Below are 25,518 nucleotides of genomic sequence, written 5' to 3'. Positions count from 1 at the left end.
GCCGGCTCACGGCGCGAGCAGCACCTGCCCGGCGGGCTGGGGCTGCTCGCCGTCGAGCAGCGCGCGCCACACGCCGTCGGCGCGGTCCCACACCTGGTCCGCGACGGCGACGCGCGCCACGCCCGTCTCGCTCGCCGCCGCGACGCCGGACTGCGCCACGGCCCATGCGAGGCGGTCCACCTCCGTGCCGAGGGCGTTCGCGTCCACGGTGAGCACCTGCACGGTGGACCCGCCCGACGCCGCGCCGAGCGCCGCCGCCGTGTCCGGGGCGAGCTCGCCGTCGGACGCCGCGCGCAGCGCTCCCGTGACCCCGAGGTCGCGGGCGAGGCGGTCCGACGCGGCCTGCGCCACGCCGTCGGGCGTGCCCTCGCGAGCCGTCAGGGTGCAGGTGAGGTCCGCCGTCGTCCATCCCGCGAGCGCGGAGGCGAACGCGCGCGCGAGCGCCTCGTGCTGCGCGTACGCCTGCGGGAAGGCGCTGCGCTGCACGGCCTGCGCCGCGTCGGTCACCGCCATGTCGGGGTACCCGTCGACCTGCACGAGGTGGTCGTAGAAGGTGTTCACCGCGTACACGGGGTCCATCACCTGCTCGGGCGTGCCCCAGCCCTGCGAGGGACGCTGCTGGAACATCCCGAGCGAGTCCCGGTCGCCGTAGTCGATGTTCCGCATCCGCGACTCCTGCATCGCGGTGGCGATCCCGATCGTGCCCGCCCGCGCGGGCAGGCCGCGGCGCACCGACGTGCCGACGATCAGCGCGGCGTTCGCCGTCTGGTCCGGCGCGAGCGTGTGGCCACCGGCGGTGCACGCCTGGACGACCGGACGCTGCGGCTCGAGCCTGCCCAGCAGGTGCACGACGGCGAGCACCCCGCCCGCTCCGACGGTCGCCACGACGGCGAGCACGAGCAGGGCGCGCAGCGCCCGCCGGCCCGGACCGCGCGGCCGCGTGCGGCGGGGGCGGGCGCTCACGGTCGGGCCGGTCGGGCCGGTCGGGCCGGTCGGGCCGCCGGGCCTGTGGACGGACGGGCCGCCGGTGAGGTCGACCGGGTGGCCGCCGGCGCGGAGCGGGCGTGGGTCACTGCGCGTGCAGCGCCGCGTTGAGCTCGACGGTCCGCGTGGCGCGCGGCAGCACCTCGACGCCGCCGGTGAGGGAGTTGCGCCGGAAGAGCACGTTGTCCACGCCGGAGAGGGTGCGGGCCGACACCACCGGACGGCCGGCCTCGTCGCGCCGGGCGGTCGCGAGGTCCGGGACGGCCGTGCACAGAGTCTCGAGCGCCTGCCGGTCGCCGAGGACCGTGACCTTGGTGCCCGCGGTCACGTAGAGCCCGGCCTCGACGACGCAGTCGTCCCCGAGGCTGATCCCCAGGCCGGCGTTGGCGCCGAGCAGGCTGCGTCGGCCGATCACCACGCGCGCGGTCCCGCCGCCCGAGAGCGTGCCCATGATCGACGCGCCGCCGCCGATGTCCGTGCCGTCGTCGATCACGACGCCCTGCGAGACGCGCCCCTCGATCATCGCGACGCCCAGCGAACCGGCGTTGAAGTTCACGAAGCCCTCGTGCATCACCGTGGTCCCCGGAGCGAGGTACGCCCCGAGTCGGACGCGCGAGGCGTCGGCGATGCGGACCCCGTCGGGCAGGACGTAGTCGGTCATCCGCGGGAACTTGTCGACGCCGTGCACCGTGAGGCCCGGGTGGTGCGCCTGCAGCAGCGCGCGGGTCGTCTCGAAGTCGACGGGGGAGCAGGGGCCCGCGCTCGTCCAGACCACGTTGGCGAGACGAGCGAAGATCCCGTCGAGCGCGATCGAGTTCGGGGTCACGAGGCGGTGGGAGAGCAGGTGCAGGCGCAGGTACGCGTCCTGCGCCGACTCCGGGGGCGCGTCCAGGTCGATCGTCGTCCGCACCACGGTGCGCGCCACGCGACGGGTGGGGTCGCTGCTCTCAAGGGCGGCGACCGCGGCGGGGACGTCGAACGGGGACGCGGGGCCGGGCTCGCCGAGGGCCGGGCTCGGGTACCAGGTGTCCAGGACCGTGTCGTCGAGGGTGGAGATCGTGGCCAGGCCGATGCCCCAGGCAGTGCGCGTCATGGGGCCAGGATAGGTCGGGCGGTCGCGGCTCAGCCGCGCTCGAGAGTCTCCCGCAGGGCGCCGGGTCCCAGGGTCCGGGCGGTGGCGGGCAGCCGTGCGCGCAGCCCCCGGTCGGCCGTGGCGACGAGGAGCGGGTCCGCACCGGCCTCGAGCAGGCGGCCGGCGAGGGCGACGATCGCGTCGTCGCCCGACCCCGGCGCGCGGTGCACCGTGAGCTCACCGTCGGGCGGCGCCGCGGCGTTGCCCTGGCCCTCGGTGACGACGTGGACGTCGGGCCGCACGCCGTCGGCGTCGAGGTCGAACCACGCGCCCGGGAGCCAGGCGCCCGCGGCGAGCTCGCGCCTGCCCCCGGCGAGAGACGTGAGCAGCCGCTCGGTGGCGCCGGCGCGGTCGCGCCACCAGCCGTCCGGCCGGGCGCCCACCACGTTGGCGGCGTCGACGAGCAGCGTCGGTCGTGCCTCGACGAGCCGGCGCAGCGCTGGCCACGCCTCGCCGAACGCGGGCAGCAGGTCCAGCCCGGCCACCTCGTCGACGGGCACCCAACGCAGGTCGGCGGACTCGCCGTCGAGGGGGTGCAGCTCGGGCGCCGGCCCGTGCACCCGCGCGACGAGCGTCGTGTAGCGCCACGTGCCGTGGTCGAGGACGCGCACCGCGGCGGGCGCACCCGCGTCGGGCGGGATCGCCGCCTCCTCGCGCGCCTCGCGCCAGGCGGCGGTCAGGGCGTCCTCACCGGTCTGCACGGCGCCGCCGGGCAGCCCCCACGTCCCGCCGTGGTGACTCCAGGCGGCCCGCAGCTGCAGCGCGACGCGCGGCTCGCCGTCGGGCGCGGTCGACCCGTCGACCAGCAGCAGGCCGGCCGCCCCGGCCAGGCCCCAGTGGCGGCGGCCGCACGCGCAGTCCACCCACGCGTCGTTCGGGTCGCGGTGACCCGCGCGGGGCGGGAGGCTCACTCGGCGGCGATGATCTGGCAGAGCACCTCGCCCGAGGAGACGCCGGCCCCGACGGCGGCGCTCAGCCCGGTCACAACGCCCGCCTTGTGCGCGACGAGCGGCTGCTCCATCTTCATCGCCTCGAGCACGACGACGAGATCGCCCGCCGCGACGGCGTCGCCGTCCGCCACGGCGACCTTGACGATCGTGCCCTGCATGGGCGAGGCGAGCGCGTTGCCGCCCGCGGCGGCTGCCGCGCCGGCGGGGCGCGCCAGGGGGCGCGGACGGCCGGGCCGCTGGCGTGCCCGCGCGCCACCGAGGATCCCGAGGCTCGCCGGGAGCACGACCTCCAGCCGCTTGCCGCCGACCTCCACGACGACGCGCTCGAGCGCGCCGTCCTCGGCGTCACCGTTCGTGCCGGTGGCCGTCGGGCTCGCGGCGCTCGCCGCGGCCGCGGGGGTGTGCGGGGCGAGCGCGCCGAGCCGCCCGGACATCTCGGACTCGATCCACGTGGTCCACACGCCCAGGTCGGTCTGCTCGACGCCGGGCTCACCGGCGAACGCCGGCTCCTGCAGCACGGCGCGGTGGAAGGGCAGCACGGTGGGCAGGCCCACGATCTCGGTCTCGGCGAGCGCGCGTCGCGCGCGCTCGATCGCCTGCCGGCGGGTGGCCCCCGTGACGACGAGCTTGGCGAGCATGGAGTCGAAGTTCCCCGTGACGGCCTGACCGGCCACGATGCCCGCGTCCACGCGCACCCCGGGGCCGCCGGGCCACGTGATCGCCGACGGCGTGCCGGGCGCGGGCAGGAAGTTGGCGGCCGGGTCCTCGCCGTTGATGCGGAACTCGATGCTGTGCCCGCGGATGTCGACGTGGTCGTACCCGAGCGGCTCACCCGCGGCGATGCGCAGCTGCTCACGCACGAGGTCGATGCCGGAGACCTCCTCGGACACGCAGTGCTCGACCTGCAGGCGGGTGTTGACCTCGAGGAACGAGAGCGTGCCGTCCACCCCGACGAGGAACTCGCACGTGCCGGCGCCCTCGTAGCGCGCCTCCCGCAGGATCGCCCGGGAGGCGCGGACGAGCTCGGCGTTCTGCTCGTCGGTGAGGAACGGCGCGGGGGCCTCCTCGACGAGCTTCTGGTGGCGGCGCTGGAGGGAGCAGTCCCGCGTGGACACGACGACCACGGCGCCGTACGCGTCCGCGAGGCACTGCGTCTCGACGTGCCGGGGCCGGTCGAGGAAGCGCTCCACGAAGCACTCCCCGCGGCCGAAGGCGGCCACCGCCTCGCGGGTCGCGGAGTCGAACAGCTCGGGGATCTCCTCGAGCGTGCGGGCCACCTTGAGGCCGCGTCCACCGCCGCCGAACGCCGCCTTGATGGCGACGGGAAGGCCGTGCTCGCGGGCGAACGCGACGACCTCGCTCGCGTCGGTGACCGGGTCGGGGGTGCCCGCCACGAGGGGCGCGCCGGCGGCCTGCGCGATGTGGCGCGCGGACACCTTGTCGCCCAGCGCGTCGATCGCGGCCGGGCTCGGGCCGATCCACGTGAGGCCCGCGGCCGCCACCTGGCGTGCGAAGTCGGCGTTCTCGGAGAGGAAGCCGTAGCCGGGGTGCAGCGCGTCGGCGTTCGAGCGGCGTGCGACGTCGAGCAGCTTCGCCGCGTCCAGGTAGGTGTCCGCAGCCCGCACGCCGTTCAGCGCGAACGCCTCGTCGGCCAGCCGCGCGAACGGGGCGTCCCGGTCGGAGTCGGCGTACACGGCGATCGAGGTCAGGCCTGCGTCACGCAGCGCGCGGACCACCCGCAGCGCGATCTCCCCACGGTTGGCGACGAGGACCCGGGTGACCGGGCGGGTGATGCGGTGGGGGGAGGTGTCCGCCGACTGCGGGTCCACCTCGTCGTGCGTCTCGACCGACATGCACACTCCTCCTCGGGTCGGCCCACGGTAACGCCCTGCGCCGGTCGGCCCCAATGCGCTCGGGGGCGCGTCGACAAGTCTGTGTCGCGCGGCAAGGTCCCGGCCGTGTGGTTGTAGGACATCGACAAACGCCGGGCGTCGGATGCGGTTCCAGGGCGCCGGTGGGCAGGCGGCGGTCGTGGGGTGCGGCCAACGCGTCCACCAGGCTGACGGCACGCGGTCGACGCCGCAGGCCGGCTCGGGGAGCGATCAGGCCGGTTCGGGGCCCGGGTCGCCCGGGGCGGCCCACAGGTCGGTCCAGCGCAGGCCGTGCGCCCGCACGAGGGTTCGCAGCGTCGGCAGGCTCAGGCCGATGACGCCGTGGTGGTCGCCCTCGACGCCCGTCACGAACGCGCCGCCGTAGCCGTCGAGCGTGAACGCACCGGCGACGGCGAGCGGCTCGCCCGTCGCGACGTACGCCGCGATCTCCTCCTCGTCGACCTCGGCGAAGTGCACCCTCGTGCTGCTGACGGCCGCGTGCGCGGCGGGCCGGGCCGCCGCGGTCGCCCCGGCTGCCTGACGCGGGCCGGGCGGCTCGAGCAGGAGGAGGTGGTGCCCGGTGTGCAGCACGCCCGAGCGTCCGCTCAGGGCGCGCCAGCGCGCGGTGGCGCGCTCCGCCGTCGCCGGCTTGCCGTGCGCCCGGCCGTCCACCTCCAGCAGGGAGTCGCAGCCGAGCACGAGCACTCGGCCCGACCCGGCGTCGTCGCCCGCTGCGCGCGGGCCGGCCCCGAGCCGACGCGCGACGGCGGCCGCCTTGGCGGCGGCGAGCACGGCGACCTGCTCGGCGACGGCGAGCGGGTGTCCGGCGTCCGCGGCGGCACGTTCGAGGGCGGCGTCCTCGTCGACGTCGGAGACCACGACGACGGGTTCCACGCCGGCGCGGCGCAGCGTCGTGAGCCGGGCCGGCGACGCGGACGCGAGGACCAGGGTGACGGCGGCGCCCGAGGTGGGCGCCGCCGTCGTCGGCTCGCTCACGGGAGTGCTCAGCGCAGCGCCTGCGCGAGGACGTCGAGGCCGACCGAGCCGACGTCGAGCGCGCGGCGGTGGAAGGCCTTGAGGTCGAAGTCGGCGCCCTCGCGCGCCCGGGTCTCGTCCCGGATGTTCTCCCAGAGGCGCTGGCCGACCTTGTACGCGGGCGCCTGTCCCGGCCAGCCGAGGTAGCGGTCGAGCTCGAAGAGCACGAAGCCCTCGCCCATGTTGACGTTGGCGAAGAGGAACTCCTTGGCCTTGTCGGCGTCCCACGTGCCGCCGCCGAGCTCGGCGGGGGCGGGCTTGCCCAGGTGCACGCCGATGTCGAGCACCACGCGCGCGGCGCGCATCCGCTGGCCGTCCAGCATCCCGAGCCGGTCCGCCGGGTCGTCGAGGAACCCGAGGTCGGCCATGAGGCGCTCGGCGTACAGCGCCCAGCCCTCGCCGTGCCCGCTCACCCAGCACGCCAGGCGGCGCCACTTGTTCAGCAGCGCGCTGCGGTAGGTGGTCTGGCCGATCTGTAGGTGGTGACCCGGGACGCCCTCGTGGTAGACGGTCGTCTTCTCGCGCCAGGTGCCGAACTCGGTGATGCCCGCCGGCACGGACCACCACATGCGCCCGGGGCGGGAGAAGTCGTCGGTCGGGCCGGTGTAGTAGATGCCGCCGGTCTGCGTCGGGGCGATGCAGCACTCCAGCCGGCGCACCGGCTCGGGGATGTCGAACTGGGTGTCGGCCAGGGCGGCGACGGCGGCGTCGGAGGTCTCCTGCATCCAGCGCTGGAGCTCGTCGGTGCCGTGCAGCTTGCGGGCCGGGTCGGCGTCCAGGCGGGCCATCGCCTCCTCGGGCGTGGTGCCCGCACCGAACAGCTCCGCGGCGGTAGCCTCCTGCTCGGCGACGACGCGGGCGAGCTCCTCGCGGCCCCACTCGTACGTCTCGTCGAGGTCGATGGTCGCGCCGAGGAACGAGCGGGAGAACAGCTGGTAGCGCTCGCGGCCCACGCCGTCGCGCTCGGGTGCCTGCGCCGCGAGCTCGTCGCGGAGGAACTGGGCCAGCGCGGCGTACCCCTCGCGGGCCCGGGCCGCGCCCGCCTCGAGCGCCGCGGCGTCGCCGCCCTCCTGCGCGCCGCGCGCCGCGAGCTGCGTCCAGAACGAGCCCTCGGGCGCCGCGAGCTCCTCCGACTGCGCGATGCCGATCTCGACCTGGCGGCGCGCGGCCACCAGGCCGGTCGCGGCCCCCTCGCGCAGCGACTCGACGTACCCGGCGAGCGCACCGGGCACGTTCCCCATCCGGGTGGCGATCACGGCCCAGTCCTCGGGCGTGTCGGTGGCCATGAGGTCGAAGATGTCGCGCGCCTCCTGCAGCGGTGAGGCGATGTTGTTGAGCGTGGCGAACGCCTCGCCGGCGTCGTAGAGCTCGGACTCCAGGCCGATCCGCTCACGCATCGCGGCCAGCGTCACGCGGTCGACGTCGTCGACCGGCGCCAGCTTCGCCAGCCTGCCGAGCACGGCGGTGCGCTCGGCGTCGAGCTCGGCGAGACCGGCGGGGGAGACGTCGTCGAGCTCGCTCTGGTCGCCGGGCAGGCCGAGGTAGGTGCGCAGCCCGGGGGACAGGCGCGCGAGGGTGTCGACGTACGCGTCGGCGACGGCGTCGATCGCCGTGGGCGTGCGGGTGGCGGTCGCCTCGTCGGCGGTGGAGGGGGTGGGGGTGGTGTCGGTCACTCGCCCAGCGTACGAGGGCGCGCCACGCGAATCATCGGGCGCGTGGGGGTGCCTGGTGGCTGGTGTGGCCCTTGGGGCTGCATGAGGGCGCGTGGGCTGCGTCGGGGCGGCCGGGTGCCCGGGGCGGGTGGAGCCGCGTGAGTCACGTCCGAGCGTGGGCACGTCCGGCGCGCGTCGTGTCCGACCAGCGGCCTCGTCGTCGGGGGTCGTGGTAGTGGGGGTCCTGGTACTGGGGCCGTGGTCGTCGGCGGGCCGTCGCGCGGGCGGTGGTCTGTGGTGTGTTAGGGAAGGTTCGTACCCGCATCATCGAGCACGGCCCCCCGGCACCATTGAGAACTGCCGAGGGGCGCCGCGGCGAGGGCTCCCCGAGGATCCGCCGTCGACAAGCCCTGCGGGATCGCACCTCGGTGCCTTCTTGCCACCGCGTGGGACCGGGTGCGTGGGCGGAGGTGCGTTCGGGATGGTTCGTAGCCTCACCATCGGGGTCGGGGCATGCGGGGTCGGGGCATGCGGGGTCGGGGCATGCGGGACCGGGCGCGTGGGACCGGGCGCGTGGAACCGGCTCGCGGGACCAGGTCCGCGGGACCGGGCGGTCCTCGACGACCCGTCTGTCGAGGCTTACGTTGCGTCCCACAGTCGCTCGCTGCTCGGGTCAGCCACGGCGCGCAGCTGGTCGACCGTCTGCCGAGGCCGTCGGAGCTGGGGTGGATGGCGAGGTGGTGAGGGTGCGAACGAACCCACGACACATGTGTGCCGCCGTCCGGCTGGGACGTCGAGCGGGTCCGCGTCGGAGCTGGGGTGGATGGCGAGGTGGTGAGGGTATGTGTGTTGCCGTCCGGCTGGGGCGTCGAGCGGGTCCTCGTCGAAACCGGGACCTCGAAGGACCGGCCCCGCGTCGGGTCGGCGCTCGGTATGTCGGCGAGTAGCGCCACGAGTGGTCAGCGCATGTCGTCCCCGGAGCCGGACTCGGACACCGGCGGATAGACGCCCGGCGGCGGTGTGACGGGAGGGATGCGAGAAGGCCGAGTCCTCCGGGACTGTGCGAGTCCGTCCTCGAGCGCGCGGAGATCCTCGAGCAGGGCGCGTGCGGCCGCGGAGCCGGGCGCGAACCCGGCCGCGCGCTCGACCCGCTCGCGGCAGGCAAGCCCTGCTCGCACCACACGCGCTCCGCGATGCGTCACGCGGATGAGGCAGGCGCGCGCGTCGGCGTACGCCTCGCTGCGTGTCAGCAGGCCGCGGTCGACGAGCACCCGCACCACGGGCGAGATCGTCGATCGAGCCATGCCGATGCTGTCCGCCACCTCGCCCGGTGTGGTGGGAACGCTCCGGGCGGCCTCGTGGAGCACCATCCACTGCGGAAACGTCACCTCGTGGAAGGCGAGATCGTCGTTGAGGCGAGCCTGGAGCTCCCGCGCTGCGCGGGTCAGACGTCCAGCGAGGGAGTCGGTGACGGGGTCCAGAACGTCCCAGAGGCCGTGCCCGAGGTCTGCGGGAGGCGATGCGGCCGCCTCGACGAGACCGAGTACGTGCCGGGTTCGCGGCGTGGTGACTGGTGGGATGCCGTCGGGGGCGTCTGCATCGTGGTACGGCACGTCCATGCCCCGAGCGTGCCTGCCGTCGGCCTCCGAGGTCGGCGTCCGGGTGAGCGCGGTGGACAACGTTCCGCCGGCGCGGGCGTGGGACAACCGCCGGGATGAACGCCGCGCGTACGGCGTCTCGCCGACTCTCAAGGATGAAGCGACCAGCGCCAGGAGTCCGGCCCGCGTGCGGGCAGGCCGCGGTCGCCCAGGCGCAGCTGGTGGGACCGGTCGGTCCAGCGGTGCCGCACGGCCTCGGCCTCCTCGGGGGCGGCCGCCGCGGCCGAGGCCGCCGTGAGGCCCGCGATGAGGGCCGCGAGCTCGAGCGCGTCGGGGGTGCCGCGCACCACCCGCACGAGCGGTTCGGGGCCACCCGCGCCGTCGTCGCCCGTGGGGCCGCCGGACGCGCCCGCGTCCGACCCGTCCGCGCCCGCCGCTCCGCCCGGGCGCGTGGCGCCGTCGTCGGGGATCTCGCCGAACACCTCGCCGAGCCGGGTGCGCTCGGACGCCCCGGGCCGGTCGGCGCCGGTCGCGCCGCCCAGGTCGACGGCAGCGTCGCTGCTCACAGCGGGATGTTCCCGTGCTTCTTGGCCGGGAGCCCGGCGCGCTTGGTGCGCAGCGCGCGCAGCGCCTGCACCACCTGCGCTCGGGTCTCCGACGGCGCGATGACGGCGTCGACGAAGCCGCGGTCGGCCGCCTCCCACGGGTTCACGATCGCGTCGTTGTACTCCGCCACGAGGCGCGCCCGCTCCGCCTCGACGTCGCCGCCCGCCTCCTCGACCGCGCGCAGCGCGCCGCGCTGGAGGATGTTCACCGCGCCGGAGGCGCCCATGACGGCGATCTGAGCGGTCGGCCACGCGAGGTTGACGTCCGCGCCGAGCTGCTTGGAGCCCATCACGATGTAGGCGCCGCCGTAGGCCTTGCGCGTGATCACCGTGACGAGCGGGACCGTCGCCTCGGCATACGCGTAGATGAGCTTCGCGCCGCGCCGGATGATGCCGTTCCACTCCTGGTCCGTGCCGGGCAGGAAGCCCGGGACGTCGACGAACGTGAGGACGGGCACGTTGAACGCGTCGCACGTGCGCACGAAGCGCGCGGCCTTCTCGGCCGCGTCGATGTCGAGCGTGCCGGCCATCACCTGCGGCTGGTTCGCGACGATCCCGACGGCGTGCCCCTCCACGTGCCCGAAGCCCACCAGCACGTTGCGCGCGAAGAGCGGCTGCACCTCGAGCAGGACGCCGTCGTCGAGCACCGCCTCGACCACCGCGCGCATGTCGTACGGCTGGTTGTCGGAGTCGGGGACGAGCGTGTCCAGGGCCAGGTCGGTGTCGCTTCGCTCGAGCGAGGCCTCCTCGGGGTAGGAGGGCGGGTCGGCCAGGTTGTTCGACGGCAGGTACGCCAGCAGCGCGCGGACGTACTCCAGCGCCTCGGCCTCGTCCGCGGCGAGGTAGTGCGCCACGCCGGAGCGCTGGTTGTGCGTGAGGCCACCGCCGAGCTCCTCGAACCCGACGTCCTCACCCGTCACGGCGCGGATGACGTCCGGCCCGGTGATGAACATGTTCGACGTCTTGTCCGCCATCACGATGAAGTCCGTGAGCGCGGGGGAGTACACCGCGCCGCCCGCCGAGGGTCCCAGGATGAGGCTGATCTGCGGGATCACGCCCGACGCGGCCACGTTGCGGCGGAAGATCTCCGCGAACTGCGTGAGCGCCGCGACGCCCTCCTGGATGCGCGCGCCCCCGCCGTCGCTGATGCCGACGAGCGGCACGCCCGTGCGCAGCGCGAAGTCCTGGATCTTGGCGATCTTCGCGCCGTGCACCTCACCCAGCGAGCCGCCGAACACCGAGAAGTCCTGGCTGTAGACGCAGACGCGGCGCCCGTCGATCGTGCCGTGCCCGATGACCACGCCGTCGCCATAGGGCCGGCGCGCGGCGAGTCCGAAGTTGGTGGACCGGTGCCGGGTGAACGCGTCGATCTCGGTGAACGACCCCTCGTCCAGCAGCGCGTCGATCCGCGAGCGCGCCGACCCCTTGCCGCGCGCGCCCTGCTTCTGGGCCGCCGCCGCGGCCGGTGCGTCGATCTCCTCGGCGCGACGGCGGTGCAGGTCCTCGAGCCTGCTCGCCGTGGTCGGTGCGGCGGTGGGTGCGCTGGTCGGCTGAGGCGCGCTCGTCGGGGCGGCTGCGGTGTCACTCACGCACGCGAGGCTACCGCTGCACCGGTCCGCGGCCTCGGGCGCGGTGCTCACGGGGTCGGTGCCAGGGTGGAGCCATGACGGACGAGACCGCCGCTGCGGCACCGTACGAGCGAGCGCGCACCGAGGTCGCCGAGTTCGCCGAGTTCGCCGAGGAGTGTGCGACGGCGTTCTCCCGACTTGTGACCGTGGCGGAGGCGGGCTCGACGAACGCCGACCTGGTCGCCGCCCGCGGCGCGGCACCGCAGGACTGGCCGCACCTGTCGGCCCTGCGCGCCGTGCACCAGACGGCGGGTCACGGTCGGGCCGGACGAACCTGGGTCACCGGGGCCGACGACGCCCTCACGGTCTCGATCGTGGTCGCACCCGCCGAGGTCTCCGGGGCGACCCCCGCCTGGCCGAGCCTCACGCCGGTGGTGGCGCTCGCCGTCGTGCGCGTGCTGCGCGGGTGGGGGCTCGCCGCCGCGATCAAGTGGCCCAACGACGTGGTGCTCGACGGCGTGGAGCCGCCGCTGCCCGGCTGGGGCCCGACGCGCAAGATCGCGGGCATCCTCGCCGAGGTCGTCCCCTCGGCAGCGGGCGTGGCGCCCGCGGCCGTCGTGGGGATCGGCGTCAACCTGGGGCAGCGCGCGCTGCCGGTGCCGTGGGCGACGTCGCTGGCGCTCGCGGGTGTGGCGCTCTCGCCGGCCGAGGTGCTGGACGGGATCGGGCGGGCGTTGCTGGAGCTGCTGCCGCGGTGGACCGCCGGCGAGGCCGCGCTCGCGGACGAGGTCGCGGCCGCGTCCGCGACGCTCGGGCGCCGCGTGCGGGTGGAGACGGGCACCGGCGCTGACCGGGCGGACGGCGGCGGTGGTGGGGCGCTCGAGGGCGTCGCCGAGGCGCTCGACGGCGAGGGGCGGCTCGTGCTGCGGACCGCGGCGGGGGAGCGCGTCACCGTGGCGGCGGGCGACGTGCACCACCTGCGCCGCGCCGAGCCCGACGCCGTCGGGCGCACCCGAGCAGGCGAGGACGCCGACGCCGTCGGGCGCACCCGAGCAGGCGAGGACGCCGACGCCGTCGGCACCCGCACCGCTGCCGCACCGGAGGAGCCGGCGAGCGACGAGAGGCGACCGGACGAGGCCTGACCCGGCGTCCGCCGAACCCCTCGCGGGCGAGGGCGGCGCGGGTAGGGTCGGGGCCGTGGACGACGTGAACGGGCTGCCCGGCAGCGTCGATGCCGGGACCGACGGGCCCGGTGCGGGCGCCGGTGACGCCCCCGGCAGCGCGGCCGAGGACGCCGTGTCGCCCGCCGTCGCGCAGGACGCGGTCGAGGCGGCCGTCGCGCAGGACGCGGTCGAGGCGTCCGACGAGGGTCGGCGCACCCTCGAGCGCCAGACGCTCGCCCTGCTCGGCGAGCTGCCCCGTCTGGACGCGTACGACGTCGCCCGGCTGGTCGGCACTAGCGCCGCCCGCGTGCTGCAGTTCTGGCGGGCGCTGGGCTTCGCGGGGGAGCCGGCGTCGAGCCGGGTGTTCACGCACGCCGACGCGGACGCGCTGCGGTCGGCGCTCACGCTGCTGGAGAAGGCGGAGCTGTCCGAGGGCGCGTTCCGCACCCTGATCCGGGCCGCCGCGCACTCGGCGGACCGCCTGTCGCTGTGGCAGGTCGAGGCCCTCGTCGAGGACGCCGAGCGGCGCTACGTGCTCGACAACGTGTCCGCCCGGCTTGTCGTGCTGGACACCATCGACCAGACGATCGACGCGCTCGTGGCCCTGCAGAGCCACGCGTGGCGCCGCCACCTGCTCGCACTGCTCACGCGCACCGAGCGCTCGGTGGGCCGGGCCGGGATGGCCGATCTCGGCGACGAGCTGCCGCTGGAGCGCGCGATCGGGTTCATCGACGTCGTGTCCTACACGCAGCGGACCGCGCACCTCGGTGCGGCGGAGCTGAGCGCGCTCGTGCAGGAGTTCGACGGGCGCGCCCGCGACGTCGTCACCGAGCTGGGCGCGCGCGTGGTCAAGACGCTGGGCGACGGCGTGATGTTCGTGTCCGACGACCTCGGCACGTGCCTCGCGGTCGCGTTCGCGCTGCGGGACACCTTCCGGGAGGGCGCCGTCCCCATCCAGGTGCACGGCGCGCTCACGTGGGGCCGGGTGCTGTCCCGGTCCGGAGACGTGTACGGCCCGTCGGTCAACCTCGCGGCGCGTCTGGCCGACCTCGCGCACGCCGGCCAGCTCCTCACGGACGAGGTCACGTGGGCCGTCGCCGAGCACGAGCCGGATATCGAGGGCTTCGTGGCCGAGGCGCTCCCGCCCGCCCAGGTGCACGGAATCGGCGCGGTGTCGCCGTACCTGCTCCGGCGAACCGGAGAACCGGGCGGGGCGCCCGACGTCGAGTGAGGCGCGCGACGGGACCATACCCGGACCACAGCCAGACTTGGTGAGTCGATTGCACTAGGATCGCCGGGTGACCAAGGTGCTGCTCGCTGAAGACGACCCGGCCATCGCCGAGCCCCTCGCTCGCGCCCTGACTCGCGAGGGGTACGACGTGTCCGTCCACGGGACCGGACGCGGCGCCATCGACGGCGCGCACAGCGCCGACCTCTTCGTGCTCGACCTCGGCCTGCCGGACATGGACGGGCTCGACGTCGCCCGCTGGATCCGCAGCCAGGGCCTCTCGACCCCGATCCTCGTGCTCACGGCCCGCGCCGACGAGGTCGACCTCGTCGTCGGCCTGGACGCCGGGGCCGACGACTACGTGACCAAGCCGTTCCGCCTCGCCGAGCTGCTCGCGCGCGTGCGTGCGCTGCTGCGCCGGGCCGGCGTCGAGGGCGAGGACGCCGACGAGCTGGTCGCCCAGAACGTCCGGGTGGACGTCAGCGCGCACCGCGCGTTCCAGGGCGAGCGCGAGTTGCAGCTGACCGCCAAGGAGTTCGACCTCCTCCGGGTGCTGGTCCGCGAGGCCGGTTCGGTGGTTTCCCGGGACGCGCTCATGCGCGAGGTGTGGGCCTCGGACCCGTCGGGCTCGACCAAGACGCTCGACATGCACGTGTCGTGGCTGCGCCGCAAGCTCGGCGACGACGCCGGCTCGCCGCGGTACATCTCCACCGTGCGCGGGATGGGCTTCCGGTTCGAGAACGCGGCGGCGTAGTCCGCCGCGCCGAGGCGACTCATCCGGGAGGAACGGTGCAGCGCAAATTCCTCCAGGCGACGGTCGCCTCGGTGCTCGTCGCGATCGTGCTCATCGGCGTCCCCGTCGCGGTGCTCTCGGCGCTGACGGTCCGGCGTGGCATCGAGGGCAACCTCGAGGTGCGCGCCCAGGCGGTGGCGCGCGCCGTCGAGCGCCGCGTCGCGATCAACGAGCCGGTCACCGAAGACCTGCTCATGGACTGGGTGTCGGACGGCAACGAGCTGCCCATGCGGATCGTCGTGACCCCGCCGCGCGGCTCGGTCGTGACGGTCGGCCCCGAGCTGCCGACCCAGCAGGTCGCGCGGAACATCACCACCGCCTCGGGTGCGGAGGTCTGGGTCGGGATCTCCGGGAACGCCGTTGCGTGGCGGATGGGCGAGGTGGTCGTCTTCGTCGCGTTCGCCTCCGGCGTCGCGGCGGCCGCCGCCGTAGCCCTGGCGCGCTTCCAGGCGCGCCGGCTCGCCGCGCCCCTCATCTATCTCGCCGCGTCGGCCGAGCAGCTCGGCTCGGGCCAGGTGCGACCCCGGATGGCCGAGACCGGAATCGAGGAGATCGACCTGGTCGCCGCCGAGCTCGGCCGCACGTCCGACCGGCTCGCGGCCCGGCTCGCCGCCGAGCGGCAGTTCAGCGCGGACGCCTCCCACCAGCTGCGCACGCCGCTGACGGCGCTGTCGATGCGGCTGGAGGAGATCCAGCTGATGAGTCATGACGAGGAGGTGAGCGAGGAGGCACGGGTCGCGCTGGAGCAGGTCGAGCGCCTCGTCGGAGTGGTCGACGACCTCCTGTCCTCCTCGCGCAAGCAGGCCGGCGGCACCACGCAGGTCGTGCACCTGCGCGAGGTCTTCGACCAGCAGAACGACGAGTGGGGGCCCACCTACACGAAGGCGCGGCGCACCCTCGTGTTCGAGGACGCGGGCACGACGTCGGTGCTCGCCACGCCCGGCGCGCTCGCCCAGGTGCTCGCCACGCTCCTGGAGAACTCGCTCAAGTACGGGGCCGGCACGACGCGGGTGTCTTGCCGCGCGGCGTCGACCCGTCAGCGGGTGGTGATCGAGGTGAGCGACGAGGGCGACGGCGTGGCGCCGGACCTCGCACCGCGGATCTTCGAGCGCTCGGTCTCCGGCGGCTCGAGCACCGGGCTCGGGCTCGCGCTGGCGCGCGACCTCGTGGCCTCCGACGGCGGGAAGCTCGAGCTCGCGCAGGCGGTGCCCGCGGTGTTCCAGATCTTCCTCAGCGCCGTGCCCACCCAGCTCGACCCGGACCGGGTGCTGCCGCCGGGGGCGCTGGTCGCGGTCGGACGGCGGCGCCGGCGGCCCTGAGGCGCGGGCAGCGGCCACGATGCGGTGAGTCTGGACCACGGACTGCCTCGCAGCGCGGCGGACTAGACTCAGCGCGCCATGTCGACACCAGACCCTTCCACTGCGGTTTCCCCTCCGCTTGCGCTGACGACCGGGGCCCGCGCGGTCCGCGCCCTGCGCCAGTTCGTGAAGTTCGGCCTCGTGGGTGGGGCGGGCGTCGGAGTCAACATGGCCGTCGCCGTGGTGATGAACAAGGCCAACGGCGGCACCGCGAATGCCCAGGACGTGCTCTTCGCGATCCCGGGCACCGACTTCAACGTGCGCTTCACGTCGCTCGTGTGGATCGTCGGGTTCCTCGTGGCGAACCTCTTCAACTTCCAGCTCAACCGGTCGTGGACGTTCCGGTCCGCGAACCGGGCCCCGTGGCTGCAGGAGTTCGGCCCGTTCCTCCTGGTCGGCAGCGTGGCGGCGTTCGTGGGGCTGTTCCTCAAGGTCGCGCTCACCAACCCGACCTCGCCGATCTACCTCGCCTCGGACTGGTTCCACGAGGACGCCGGCCTGCACTCGCGTGAGTACTGGGCGCAGCTCATCACCATCGTCGTGACGATGCCCGTGAACTTCCTCGTCAACAAGCTCTGGACGTTCCGGCACGTGCGCAACCGGCACCTGGCGCGCGTGGAGGAGATCGAGCGGACCAAGGCCGCCTGAGCCCGGTTGCCGGCAGACCCCGAGCGACTCGGCTCAGCCCGACGGGTCTGACGGGCTCAGCCCGCGCTGAACCCGGTCGCCTGCGTGCGTCCCTGCCGCAGCTTCGCGCCCTTGGCGCGGGCGACGTCGGCGAGGTCCGCCTGGAACGCCTCCATCGCGGGGCGCAGGCGCGCCGCGAGTGAGTCGCCACCCGCGGCAAGGATTCTCAACGCGAGCAGGCCGGCGTTCCGGGCCCCGCCGATCGACACCGTGGCCACCGGGACGCCAGCCGGCATCTGCACGATCGACAGGAGGGAGTCCATCCCGTCGAGGTGCCGTAGCGGCACGGGGACGCCGATGACCGGGAGCGGGGTCACCGCGGCCAGCATCCCGGGCAGGTGGGCGGCTCCGCCCGCCCCCGCGATGATGACGCGCAGCCCACGGCCGGCGGCGGAACGTCCGTACTCGATCATCTCGGTCGGCATGCGGTGCGCCGAGACGACGTCGACCTCGACCGGCACGTCGAACTCGGCGAGCGCCAGGGCGGCTGCCTCCATCGTGGGCCAGTCCGAGTCCGAGCCCATGACGATGCCGACGAGCGGGTGGACGGGATCGCCGGCGGAACTCCCCGCGGCGACGGGGGTGGGGGCGTGGTTCGGCTCCGACATGTCAGTCCTCTCCGGACAGCAGGGCGACGGCGCGGGCGGCCTGTGCGCGCGCGGTGGCGAGGTCGTCCCCGACGGCGGTGACGTGACCGAGCTTCCGGCCCGGCCGGACCTCCTTGCCGTACAGGTGCACCTTCACGCCCGGCAGCTCCGCCATCAGCGCCGGGTAGGCGGAGGTCGGCTCGGCGAGCTCCGAGCCCAGGAGGTTGGCCATCACGGCGACGCGCTCGCGCTGATCGGTCGCGCCGAGCGGCAGGTCGAGCACGGCGCGCAGGTGCTGCTCGAACTGGGACGTCGTGTGGGCGTCGATGGTCACGTGCCCGGAGTTGTGCGGCCGCATGGCGAGCTCGTTCACGCTGAGGCGGCCGCCGTGCTCCTCGCCCTCCTCGAGGAAGAGCTCGACGGCGAGCACCCCGGTCACGCCGAGGCCCTCCGCCACGAGGCGAGCGATCCCCTCGGCGGCGCGGGCGGTGCTGGGGTCGAGGTCGGGTGCAGGGGAGAGGACCTCCGCGCACACGCCGTCGCGCTGGATGGTCTGCACGACCGGCCAGGTGCGCATCTCCCCGCTCGGCCGACGCGCGACCAGGGCCGCGAGCTCGCGGGTGAACGGCACACGCTCCTCCAGCAGCACCGGGGTGTCCGGGCCGATCGGGAAGGGGACCTGCTCGCCGTCGTGCACGATCGCGACGCCCTTGCCGTCGTACCCGCCGCGAGGAGTCTTGGCGACCACGGGCCAGCCGACGCGCGCGCCGAACGCGGCCACGTCGTCCGGCGTACGCGCCACGGCCCAGCGCGGGCACGGCACGTCCAGCGCGGTGAGCCGCTCGCGCATGGCGATCTTGTCCTGCGCGTGCAGAAGGGCCTCGGGTCCGGGCTCGACGGCGTGGCCCGCCGCGCGGATCGCGGCGAGGACGTCGTTCGGGACGTGCTCGTGCTCGAAGGTGAGCACGTCGGCGCGAGAGGCGATCGCGGTGAGCGCCTCGCCGTCGGACGCCGCGCCGACCACCGAGTCGGGGACGACCTGCGCGGTCGCCGAGCCCGGGTCCTCGACGAGGGCGACGAGGTGGACCTGGAGGCCGATGGCGGCCTGCTGCATCATCCGGGCGAGCTGACCGCCGCCGACGACGGCGACCGTGGGCTGGGGCATGGTCGCGAGCCTACCGAGCGGCGTGCGAGTGGCGGTCGTCGTCGACGCACGTGACCACGCACTCGCGCCTACAGCCGCTCCGGGGCGACGATGCGGCAGACTGTCCCGGGCGGCGACGGTCGCCGCGACCTCGGGGAGACCTCACATGCAGCCGCTCGTGCCCGCCCTCCAGCACTATGCCTGGGGATCGTCGACCGCGTTGCCGGCGCTCCTGGGTCGCGGCGCAGACGGTCGTCCGGTCGCGGAGGCGTGGTTCGGTGCCCACCCGAGCGCGCCGTCCCAGCTCGAGGACGGACGCACGCTCGTGCAGCTCGTGGAGGACGATCCCGTGGGCGTGCTGGGAGCGGACGTCGTGGCACGCCTCGGGCGACAGCTGCCGTACCTGCTCAAGATCATCGCTCCGGCCTCGCCGCTGTCCCTCCAGGTGCACCCGACAGCGGAGCAGGCGGCGCTGGGCTACGTCCGGGAGGAACGGGCCGGGACGCCGCTCGACGCGCCCCAGCGCACCTACCGCGACGCGAACCACAAGCCGGAGATGGTGTTCGCACTCGAGACTTTCGAGGCCGTGAGCGGCTTCCGTGCGCCACGCCGAGCGCTCGAGGTGCTCTCGGGGCTGGAGACCCCGCTCATCGCCAAGACGGTCGAGCGCCTGACCCACGGCTCGTCCGCGCAGGGCATGCGGTCGGCGTTCGAGTACGTCCTGCTCGGTGCGCGCGACAGGGAGTCGGACGTCTCCGCCGTCGTCGACCAGATCGATCGGCGACTGCGATCCGGGCAGAGCCCGTCGGAGCACTCGGACCGGGTCGCGCTGAGGCTCGCGGAGGCGTTCCCCGGAGATCGCGGAGTGCTGGCCTCGCTCCTGCTGAACCCGGTGACCCTGTATCCCGGAGAGGTCATGTTCGTGCCCGCCGGGTGCCCGCACGCGTACCTCTCCGGACTCGGCGTCGAGATCATGGCCAGCTCGGACAACGTGGTGCGCGCCGGTCTGACGCCGAAGCACATCGACGCCCGCGCTCTGCTGGACATCGTGGACGTGCGACCCGCGCCTCCCATGCGCGTCGCGGCCGAACGGATCAACGGCCACGTCCAGGTGTACTTCGCGCCCGTGGAGGACTTCGAGCTCGCGGTGCTCGAGCCCGACCACGCGACGATCCCGGTCCGCGGCGCCGGTCCGCGGATCGTCCTCGCGCTGGACGGAGCCCTCGAGCTTCGGGCGGGCGAGGACGAGCTGCCGGTACGACCGGGCAGCGCGGTCTTCCTCGCGGACGGTGAGGACGTGTGGGTGTCGGGCTCGGGTCGGCTCATCCGCGCCTCGGTGCCCTGACGGCCGAAGCCGTGGCCCGCCGTCGACGGCCCGGGTCCGCATCAGGTGCGCCAGTCAGCTCCCCGTGAGGCGTCGGCACGCGAGCAGCGGATTGGTTCCGCCCTGGGAGTCGATCGCGTAGACGCACACCTCGCGGCTCGCGGGACCTGCAGGAACCGTCACCTGGAAGCCGTGGTCCGACCCGTTGCCGAACACGCGACCCACGTCGGGCCTGGCCCGCGACGCCAGTGCTCCGGTCGCGAGCTGCCCGTCCAGGTAGACGTGAACGGCGATGGGAGCCGCAGTGTCCGGATCCATCGCCCAGCCCGCCACGGTGACGCTGTCGGGGCCCCTCGTCACGCGGTCGAGCGAGCCGATCGGTGTGGCGTTCACGACCGTCACCCGACGGCACGCCAGGACCGGGTTCGGCCCACCCTGCGAGTCGATCGCGTACAGGCACACGTCGTGCTCGCCAGACCCCGTCGGCACGAAGGACGTGAAGCCGTGGGCGGCGCCGTTGCCGAAGATGCGCCCGACGTCGGGCCGGGTGTCCGAGGCGGTCCACGCCCCCGCGAACCGGCCGTCGACGTAGGCGTGCACCGCGATCGGCGCGGACGTGTCGGGATCCATCGCCCAGCCGATGACCGTCACGCCGGCGGGAGTGGTGCGCACGACGTCGAGCGCGCCCATCGGAGGCGAGTTGACCACCGTGATCTCGCGACACTCCACGAGCGTGTTACGGCCGCCGACGGCGCCGATCGCGAACACGCACACGCTGTGCGTGCCCGGACTCGCCGGGATCGTCACCGAGAAGCCGTGTTGGGCACCGTTGCCGTAGACGGCGGCAACGTCGGGACGAGCGGCACCGGCGGTCGTGTTGGACACGCCGCGGCCGTCGACGTAGACGTGGACTGCGATCGGGTCCGGAGTCATCGGATCCATCGCCCAGCCGGCCACGGTGAGGCTCGAGCTCGTGGTCCGGACCGCGTCGACGTACCCGACGGGGAGCAGCAGCTGCGCGACCCTCGTCCGGACCGCCGCGAGCGTCGCGTACCCGGCGTTGCCCGGACACGCGGTGTAGGCGGTGTCGCGGTGACCGAAGACGCGCGGCAGGGTGACCGTCTGATTCTGGTACCGCGAGTTCTCGCCCGTGGTGGTCGTGTAGGCCATCGTCCCGGTGGCATCCAGCCCCCACGCCCCGAAGCGGGCCGCGATGGCACGGGCGACGGTCGCGGTGGTGGCAGCGCTGGGCGTGAGCGTCGAGTAGTCACCGAGCATCGAGATACCGAACGTCCCCGTGTTGAACCCGCCGGTGTGCACCCCGATCACGGGTTCGGTCATGCTGTCGTCGCGACCCTCGTACAGGTTGCCCCACTTGTCGACGAGCATGTTGTAGCCGATGTCGCACCACCCTCGAGCGGCGATGTGATAGGCCTGGATCTGGCGGAGACGAGCCTTCGCCTCGTCCACCGTCGCGTAGTCGTTCCCCGGTTGGGCAGTGTGGTGCAGGACCGCCCCGACCAGCCTGGAGGCGACGTCCGGCTGACAGGCCGGGGCGGCGGCTCCCCACTCCTCGCGGGTGATCATCGAGACGCCCCCGACCGGACTCGCGACGGTGGAGGATGCCTGGACGACGCGTGCGTCCGAGGTCCTCGTCCAGAGCGCGGGTGCGACAGCGGGGGCGTCCGTGCGGACTGCGGTCGAGGTGGCGGTGCCTGTCCCGGCACCACCACCACCGCTTGCGCTGGCTGCGTCGTCCCCGATCAGGGCGAGCGTCAGCCCAGCGGGTGCGACGGACTCGGCGAACGCGAGCTGGACGGCGTCCGCATCCCCGACCCAGAATGCGTCGGTGCCTGCGCGTCGATCGGCCCTGTCGTCGGCAGTTCCGGCGTCGACCCCGACGTCGTCGGCCTCGAGCTGCGCCCACTCGGACCAGACCCCGTCGGTCTGGGTGCGCACGCGGGCGTCGACCACGGTGTCCGCGCCCGCGTCCCACGTGAGTGCCACGGTCTGAGCACCCGCAGCGTCGAGGGCGGCCGTGACGACGCCGGCCCCGTCGGCCACGGGCACATCGGCCACGACGCCATCCGTCACCGGGTCCTCCACCGGCTGCACCGCGACGGCGGGATCCTGCGCCAGCTGGGTCACGCCGGCCTCGTCGTCACCGACCTCTGCGGGGTCGAGGACCACCGGGACCTCGGCGATCGTCACCTGGCCGAGCTCCGACACGGTTCCGGAGGGTCCCGCAGTCGGTTCCCGGGCGTCGTCGGCAGAGAGCGGTGACGTGGGCGGGGCGGTCGGCGTGGGCGCGCCCGTCGCGCTCGGCGACGGCGTGTCCGTCGGAGGCGGTGCGACCGGCTCCGCGGTGGCGACCCCGGAGGGGACCTCGGTCGCAACGTCGGGGGACGACCCGGGGGACTCGGTCGGCTCGGCGCCACCTGGCGCGGCCACACCGAGACCGAGGAGCAGCAGCGCCGTCACCAGGAGGGAAGAGGTCGTGCGACGCATCGTGTGCTCCATCGCGGGGGACGTGTCGCGAAGCACGCTACCCCAGACTCATCGGGAGCCGAGCGACTCGAGCACCTCGGCGAGGGTGGGCGCCGCCGCGTCCTTCGCGGACAGCTGGGCGCGGTCGTCGGCGTCGATCGGGATCGGCCATGCGATGCCCAGGGCCGGGTCGAGCGGAGTCACCGCAACTCCGGCCATGCCGGGTCGCCACTCGTCGTCGAAGCAGTAGAGGTACTGGCTGACCCCGTCGCTCGTGGACTGGAAGCCGTTCAGCACACCGCGCGGGACGAGCACCTGCACGCCCAGCTCGATGGGCACGGTCACGACGGCGCCGACCGTGGGGGAGTCCGGCCGGGCGTCCACGTACGCGCCGAGCACCGTACCGTTGACGACGGACACGAACTTCGTCATGGCCTCACCGTGCAGGCCGCGCACCGCGCCACGCGAGGTCTCGGTGAGGTTGAGCTGCTGCCACGGCCCGGCGTGCAGCCCGGCGTCGGCCATGGCCGAGGCGCGGAAGAACTCGCGCACCGTGCCCCGCTCGTCGTGGATCTGCTTCATCCGGACGACGTGCAAGCCGTCGATCGCCGTGGACTCGGTCGTGAAGTCGTCGATGCGCACCATGGCCCTCACGGTACCGACGAGGCGTCCTAGATCCCCAACCGGGCCGACTCGATCGCGGGGCACCGATCCATCACGACGGCGAGCCCGGCCTCCTGCGCCCGCGCGGCGGCCGCGTGGTCGACGACGCCGAGCTGCAGCCAGACCGCCCGTGCGCCGCGGGCGATCGCGTCGTCGACGATCGCGCCGGCGCGCGCGGAGTTCACGAAGACGTCCACGACGTCGATCTCGCCCGGGACCTGCGCCAGCGTCGGGTAGCCCGGAGCGCCGTGCACGGTCTCGGCCCGCGGGTGCACGGGCACGATCGCCATGCCGAGCGCCTGCAGCCGCAGCGCCACGCCGAAGGCGGCCCGGGCGGCGTTCGTCGAGAGCCCGACGACGGCCCAGGTCGCCGGCTCACGCAGCAGCCGCTCGACCGTGGCGGAGTCGTTGATCGGGATCGGCGTCACCTCTTCGTCTCCCGTCGCGCGGCCGTGCCTGTGTCCACGGCTCCGGAAGCGCCCGAGCGCAGACCCGAGTCGGTTCCCGTCCCGGGTGGTGAGAGCTGGGACTCGACGGCGCGAGCCGTGACCTGCGCGCTGCGGGCAATGCGACGTCGCTCGCGCAGCGCGTGGGGAAGAAGGGCGACGTAGGAGCCCAAGGCCCGGAGCCGGACGGCGATCACGCCGCGGCGTCCTCGCCAGGGTTCACGGCCGCGGAGGGTGATCGACGCGGTCGTGAGCGCGAAGCGAGCGACGCAGCGCACGGCGAGTCCCGCGGACGCGTTCTTCGTGACGACGACCAGCCTGTTGCGTGCGTCGTGGAAGCGGAAGAACGCGCTGCCCTCTCCGGTGGTGGCGGAGTGCAGGTGGCTCGCCACCGCGTCCTCGCAGTAGGTGATGCGGTAGCCCGCGCGGCGCAGGCGCCACGACAGGTCGGTGTCCTCGTAGTACATGAACAGTCGCTCGTCGAAGAGCCCGACCTCTCGGAGCGCGGCGGTGCGGAGCAGGACCGCCGCACCGGAGAAGCCGAACACGTCGGGAGCGGGGTGATGTCGTGTCGCGTCGGCGAGCCAGCCGCGGTCGAGCCCGAAGCCGTCGGCGCGCACGAGGTTCCCGGTGGAGTTCACGAGCCGGTCCTCGCCGTCGTCGTCAGGCAGCCAGGCGCCGTCGGGCCCGTGGACGGCTCCTGCGGTCTCCGCCGGCACCCGCCGGAACCTCTGGGACAGCAGGACTCGCGCCGCGACCGCCGCGACATCGTCATCTGCCTGCCGTGCCGCGGCCACGAGCGCGGCCACGAAACCCGGATCGGGCACCGCGTCGTTGTTGAGCAGGATCACGTACGGAGCGCGCACGTCGCGCAGGGCGAGGTTGTTCCCCGCCGCGAAGCCGAGGTTGCGGACGGACCGCGCGAGCCGAACCCCGGGAAAGTCGCGGGCGACGAGGTCGGCCGTGCCGTCGCTCGAGGCGTTGTCGACCACGACCACCTCCATCCGCACGTCGCCCAGCTCCTGGCCCTCGAGCCCCCTGAGACAGTCCGCGACGAGGTCGGCGGCGTCGTACGTCACGGTGATCACCACCACGTCCGGTCCGGGTGCGTCGACGGCGTGGGGCCCGGCGGGCGTCATGGTGCGACCGCCCGGTAGACGTCGAGGGTGAGCGCCGCCGTGCGGTCCCAGGTGAAGGCCGCCGCCCACGCGCGCCGCACGGCGCGCTCGGGCTCGCCGTCGGGCACGTCGAGCAGAGCGAGGAGTCCTGCTTCGAGGCCCTCGACGCTCGGATCGCACGCCAGCTCGTGTCCGCCACCAACCTCGCGCAGCGCCGGGACGTCCGAGACGAGCACGGGACGCCCGCAGGCGAGCGCCTCGATCACCGGCAGTCCGAAGCCCTCGTCGAGCGACGGGAGCACGAGCGCCCGACAGCCGGCGACGACCCGGCGCAGGTCGGCGTCCTCGAGCCAACCCGTCTGGCGGATCCCCGGCCCAGCCACTCCCTCGGCGCGCCCCGCCGGGCCCGCGAGCACGAGATCCGGTACGTCCACCTCCTGCTCGCGCGCCGCACGGTGGGCGGCCACCAGTGCCGGGAGATTCTTGCGCGGGTCCAGCGAACCGACGAACAGCAGGTATCGCGCCGGCAGACCCAGCCGATGACGGTCCTGCTCGTCGAGCGGCTCGGCGCGCTGCCACGCAGGGTCGACCCCGAGGGGGGTCGCGGTCACGCGTCCGTGCGGCAGGTCGTAGCGCTCCGCCACCTGACGGGCGACGGCGTGACTCGGCGTGACCACGTGCGCCCCTCGCGCGAGGGCGCGGGGAACGAGGGTGCGGTAGTCGAGGACGTCCGGCGTGACGGTCCGCGCGTGGAGCTCGTAGGTGAGGTCGTGGATCGTGACGACCTCACGGGCGCGCAGTGTCGGTGGCGACACGAAGTTCGTGCCGTGGACCACGTCGCACCGTCCCGCCACGAGCTCGACCGGCGGGAACGGGGAGCGTCGCCAGCCCGCCCGCAGCGCGCGTGCGGGAACGGGCAGACCGACCTGACGCACGTGCGGTGGGAGGTCGTCGATGCGACGCCCTCGCGCGGACCACGTCGTCACGCTGACCTGGAGCTCCCCCGAGGCCGTCTCCGCACGCCGCGCGATCGCCGAGACCAGGTTGGCGGTGTAGGCCCCGATGCCGGTGCGCCGCCCCAGCATCGGCGTCGCGTCGAGGAGCAGCTTCACGGCGCCGATCGTC

The 25,518-nt window shown here is 74.4% G+C and carries 22 protein-coding genes; 6 read left to right on the top strand and 16 right to left on the bottom strand.

What is annotated here, in order from left to right; genetic code table 11:
• Window positions 1-6 precede the first annotated feature (6 nt).
• From AC3AQ1_RS04495 to AC3AQ1_RS04455, 9 genes are all read right to left on the bottom strand, one after another.
• Window positions 7-963, bottom strand: coding sequence for a hypothetical protein (locus AC3AQ1_RS04495; protein ID WP_108717991.1), 957 nt, complete (start codon window positions 961-963; stop codon window positions 7-9).
• A gap of 106 nt (window positions 964-1,069) precedes the next feature.
• Window positions 1,070-2,077 (bottom strand): 2,3,4,5-tetrahydropyridine-2,6-dicarboxylate N-succinyltransferase, encoded by a 1,008-nt coding sequence (dapD, locus tag AC3AQ1_RS04490; RefSeq protein ID WP_108717990.1) that lies wholly within the window; start codon window positions 2,075-2,077, stop codon window positions 1,070-1,072.
• Window positions 2,078-2,106: 29 nt separating this feature from the next.
• On the bottom strand, window positions 2,107-3,027 hold the full coding sequence (locus tag AC3AQ1_RS04485; RefSeq protein WP_108717989.1) for an NUDIX domain-containing protein: 921 nt from the start codon (window positions 3,025-3,027) through the stop codon (window positions 2,107-2,109).
• Window positions 3,024-4,919 carry an acetyl/propionyl/methylcrotonyl-CoA carboxylase subunit alpha gene (locus AC3AQ1_RS04480; protein WP_108717988.1) on the bottom strand — a complete coding sequence of 632 codons (1,896 nt, stop codon included), beginning with the start codon at window positions 4,917-4,919 and terminating at the stop codon, window positions 3,024-3,026. The genes AC3AQ1_RS04485 and AC3AQ1_RS04480 overlap by 4 nt, the downstream gene beginning before the upstream one ends.
• 249 nt (window positions 4,920-5,168) lie before the next feature.
• Entirely contained in the window at window positions 5,169-5,933 is a 765-nt protein-coding gene (locus AC3AQ1_RS04475; protein ID WP_108717987.1) for a Maf family protein, read from the bottom strand.
• Window positions 5,934-5,941: 8 nt separating this feature from the next.
• Complete coding sequence (locus AC3AQ1_RS04470) at window positions 5,942-7,645, bottom strand: DUF885 domain-containing protein (RefSeq protein WP_108717986.1); 1,704 nt, start codon at window positions 7,643-7,645, stop codon at window positions 5,942-5,944.
• 938 nt (window positions 7,646-8,583) lie between these two features.
• Entirely contained in the window at window positions 8,584-9,243 is a 660-nt protein-coding gene (locus tag AC3AQ1_RS04465; RefSeq protein WP_108717985.1) for a MarR family winged helix-turn-helix transcriptional regulator, read from the bottom strand.
• Window positions 9,244-9,371: 128 nt separating this feature from the next.
• Complete coding sequence (locus tag AC3AQ1_RS04460) at window positions 9,372-9,788, bottom strand: acyl-CoA carboxylase subunit epsilon (protein ID WP_234417763.1); 417 nt, start codon at window positions 9,786-9,788, stop codon at window positions 9,372-9,374.
• The gene (locus tag AC3AQ1_RS04455) at window positions 9,785-11,416 is read right to left on the bottom strand and encodes an acyl-CoA carboxylase subunit beta (protein ID WP_108719980.1); all 1,632 of its coding nucleotides are present in this window, start codon (window positions 11,414-11,416) and stop codon (window positions 9,785-9,787) included. Before AC3AQ1_RS04455 ends, AC3AQ1_RS04460 begins: the two co-directional genes overlap by 4 nt.
• Before the next feature lie 74 nt (window positions 11,417-11,490).
• Here AC3AQ1_RS04455 and AC3AQ1_RS04450 point away from each other — a divergent pair, with 74 nt between their 5' ends.
• From AC3AQ1_RS04450 to AC3AQ1_RS04430, 5 genes are all read left to right on the top strand, one after another.
• Window positions 11,491-12,537, top strand: a complete 1,047-nt coding sequence (locus AC3AQ1_RS04450) for a biotin--[acetyl-CoA-carboxylase] ligase (protein ID WP_108717984.1) — start codon at window positions 11,491-11,493, stop codon at window positions 12,535-12,537.
• Between the two features lie 55 nt (window positions 12,538-12,592).
• On the top strand, window positions 12,593-13,789 hold the full coding sequence (locus AC3AQ1_RS04445; protein WP_108717983.1) for an adenylate/guanylate cyclase domain-containing protein: 1,197 nt from the start codon (window positions 12,593-12,595) through the stop codon (window positions 13,787-13,789).
• A gap of 67 nt (window positions 13,790-13,856) precedes the next feature.
• On the top strand, window positions 13,857-14,540 hold the full coding sequence (locus AC3AQ1_RS04440; protein WP_108717982.1) for a response regulator transcription factor: 684 nt from the start codon (window positions 13,857-13,859) through the stop codon (window positions 14,538-14,540).
• A 35-nt stretch (window positions 14,541-14,575) separates the two neighbouring features.
• Window positions 14,576-15,898, top strand: a complete 1,323-nt coding sequence (locus AC3AQ1_RS04435; RefSeq protein WP_108717981.1) for an ATP-binding protein — start codon at window positions 14,576-14,578, stop codon at window positions 15,896-15,898.
• A gap of 78 nt (window positions 15,899-15,976) precedes the next feature.
• Entirely contained in the window at window positions 15,977-16,585 is a 609-nt protein-coding gene (locus tag AC3AQ1_RS04430) for a GtrA family protein (protein WP_108717980.1), read from the top strand.
• Window positions 16,586-16,641: 56 nt separating this feature from the next.
• Here AC3AQ1_RS04430 and purE read toward each other — a convergent pair whose 3' ends face one another.
• Window positions 16,642-17,232 carry a 5-(carboxyamino)imidazole ribonucleotide mutase gene (gene purE, locus AC3AQ1_RS04425; RefSeq protein WP_108717979.1) on the bottom strand — a complete coding sequence of 197 codons (591 nt, stop codon included), beginning with the start codon at window positions 17,230-17,232 and terminating at the stop codon, window positions 16,642-16,644.
• Window position 17,233: 1 nt separating this feature from the next.
• Window positions 17,234-18,376, bottom strand: a complete 1,143-nt coding sequence (locus AC3AQ1_RS04420) for a 5-(carboxyamino)imidazole ribonucleotide synthase (RefSeq protein ID WP_108717978.1) — start codon at window positions 18,374-18,376, stop codon at window positions 17,234-17,236.
• Between the two features lie 145 nt (window positions 18,377-18,521).
• Here AC3AQ1_RS04420 and manA point away from each other — a divergent pair, with 145 nt between their 5' ends.
• Window positions 18,522-19,700 (top strand): mannose-6-phosphate isomerase, class I, encoded by a 1,179-nt coding sequence (gene manA / locus AC3AQ1_RS04415; protein WP_108717977.1) that lies wholly within the window; start codon window positions 18,522-18,524, stop codon window positions 19,698-19,700.
• Window positions 19,701-19,754: 54 nt separating this feature from the next.
• On the opposite strand, the gene AC3AQ1_RS04410 is transcribed toward manA, so the two are convergent.
• Genes AC3AQ1_RS04410 through AC3AQ1_RS04390 form a run of 5 tightly spaced genes read right to left on the bottom strand, consistent with a single transcriptional unit; the run spans window position 19,755 to window position 25,505 of the window.
• Window positions 19,755-22,187 carry an N-acetylmuramoyl-L-alanine amidase gene (locus AC3AQ1_RS04410; RefSeq protein WP_159096379.1) on the bottom strand — a complete coding sequence of 811 codons (2,433 nt, stop codon included), beginning with the start codon at window positions 22,185-22,187 and terminating at the stop codon, window positions 19,755-19,757.
• Window positions 22,188-22,235: 48 nt separating this feature from the next.
• The gene (locus AC3AQ1_RS04405; protein ID WP_108717975.1) at window positions 22,236-22,811 is read right to left on the bottom strand and encodes a dTDP-4-dehydrorhamnose 3,5-epimerase family protein; all 576 of its coding nucleotides are present in this window, start codon (window positions 22,809-22,811) and stop codon (window positions 22,236-22,238) included.
• A gap of 26 nt (window positions 22,812-22,837) precedes the next feature.
• The gene (locus tag AC3AQ1_RS04400; protein WP_108719979.1) at window positions 22,838-23,248 is read right to left on the bottom strand and encodes a CoA-binding protein; all 411 of its coding nucleotides are present in this window, start codon (window positions 23,246-23,248) and stop codon (window positions 22,838-22,840) included.
• Between the two features lie 5 nt (window positions 23,249-23,253).
• Window positions 23,254-24,414 carry a glycosyltransferase family 2 protein gene (locus AC3AQ1_RS04395; protein ID WP_108717974.1) on the bottom strand — a complete coding sequence of 387 codons (1,161 nt, stop codon included), beginning with the start codon at window positions 24,412-24,414 and terminating at the stop codon, window positions 23,254-23,256.
• On the bottom strand, window positions 24,411-25,505 hold the full coding sequence (locus tag AC3AQ1_RS04390; protein ID WP_218975324.1) for a glycosyltransferase family 4 protein: 1,095 nt from the start codon (window positions 25,503-25,505) through the stop codon (window positions 24,411-24,413). The genes AC3AQ1_RS04395 and AC3AQ1_RS04390 overlap by 4 nt, the downstream gene beginning before the upstream one ends.
• Window positions 25,506-25,518: the final 13 nt, after the last annotated feature.

The sequence above is a fragment of the Miniimonas sp. S16 genome, assembly GCF_057748195.1.
This window is presented reverse-complemented; position numbering and strand designations above follow the sequence as displayed.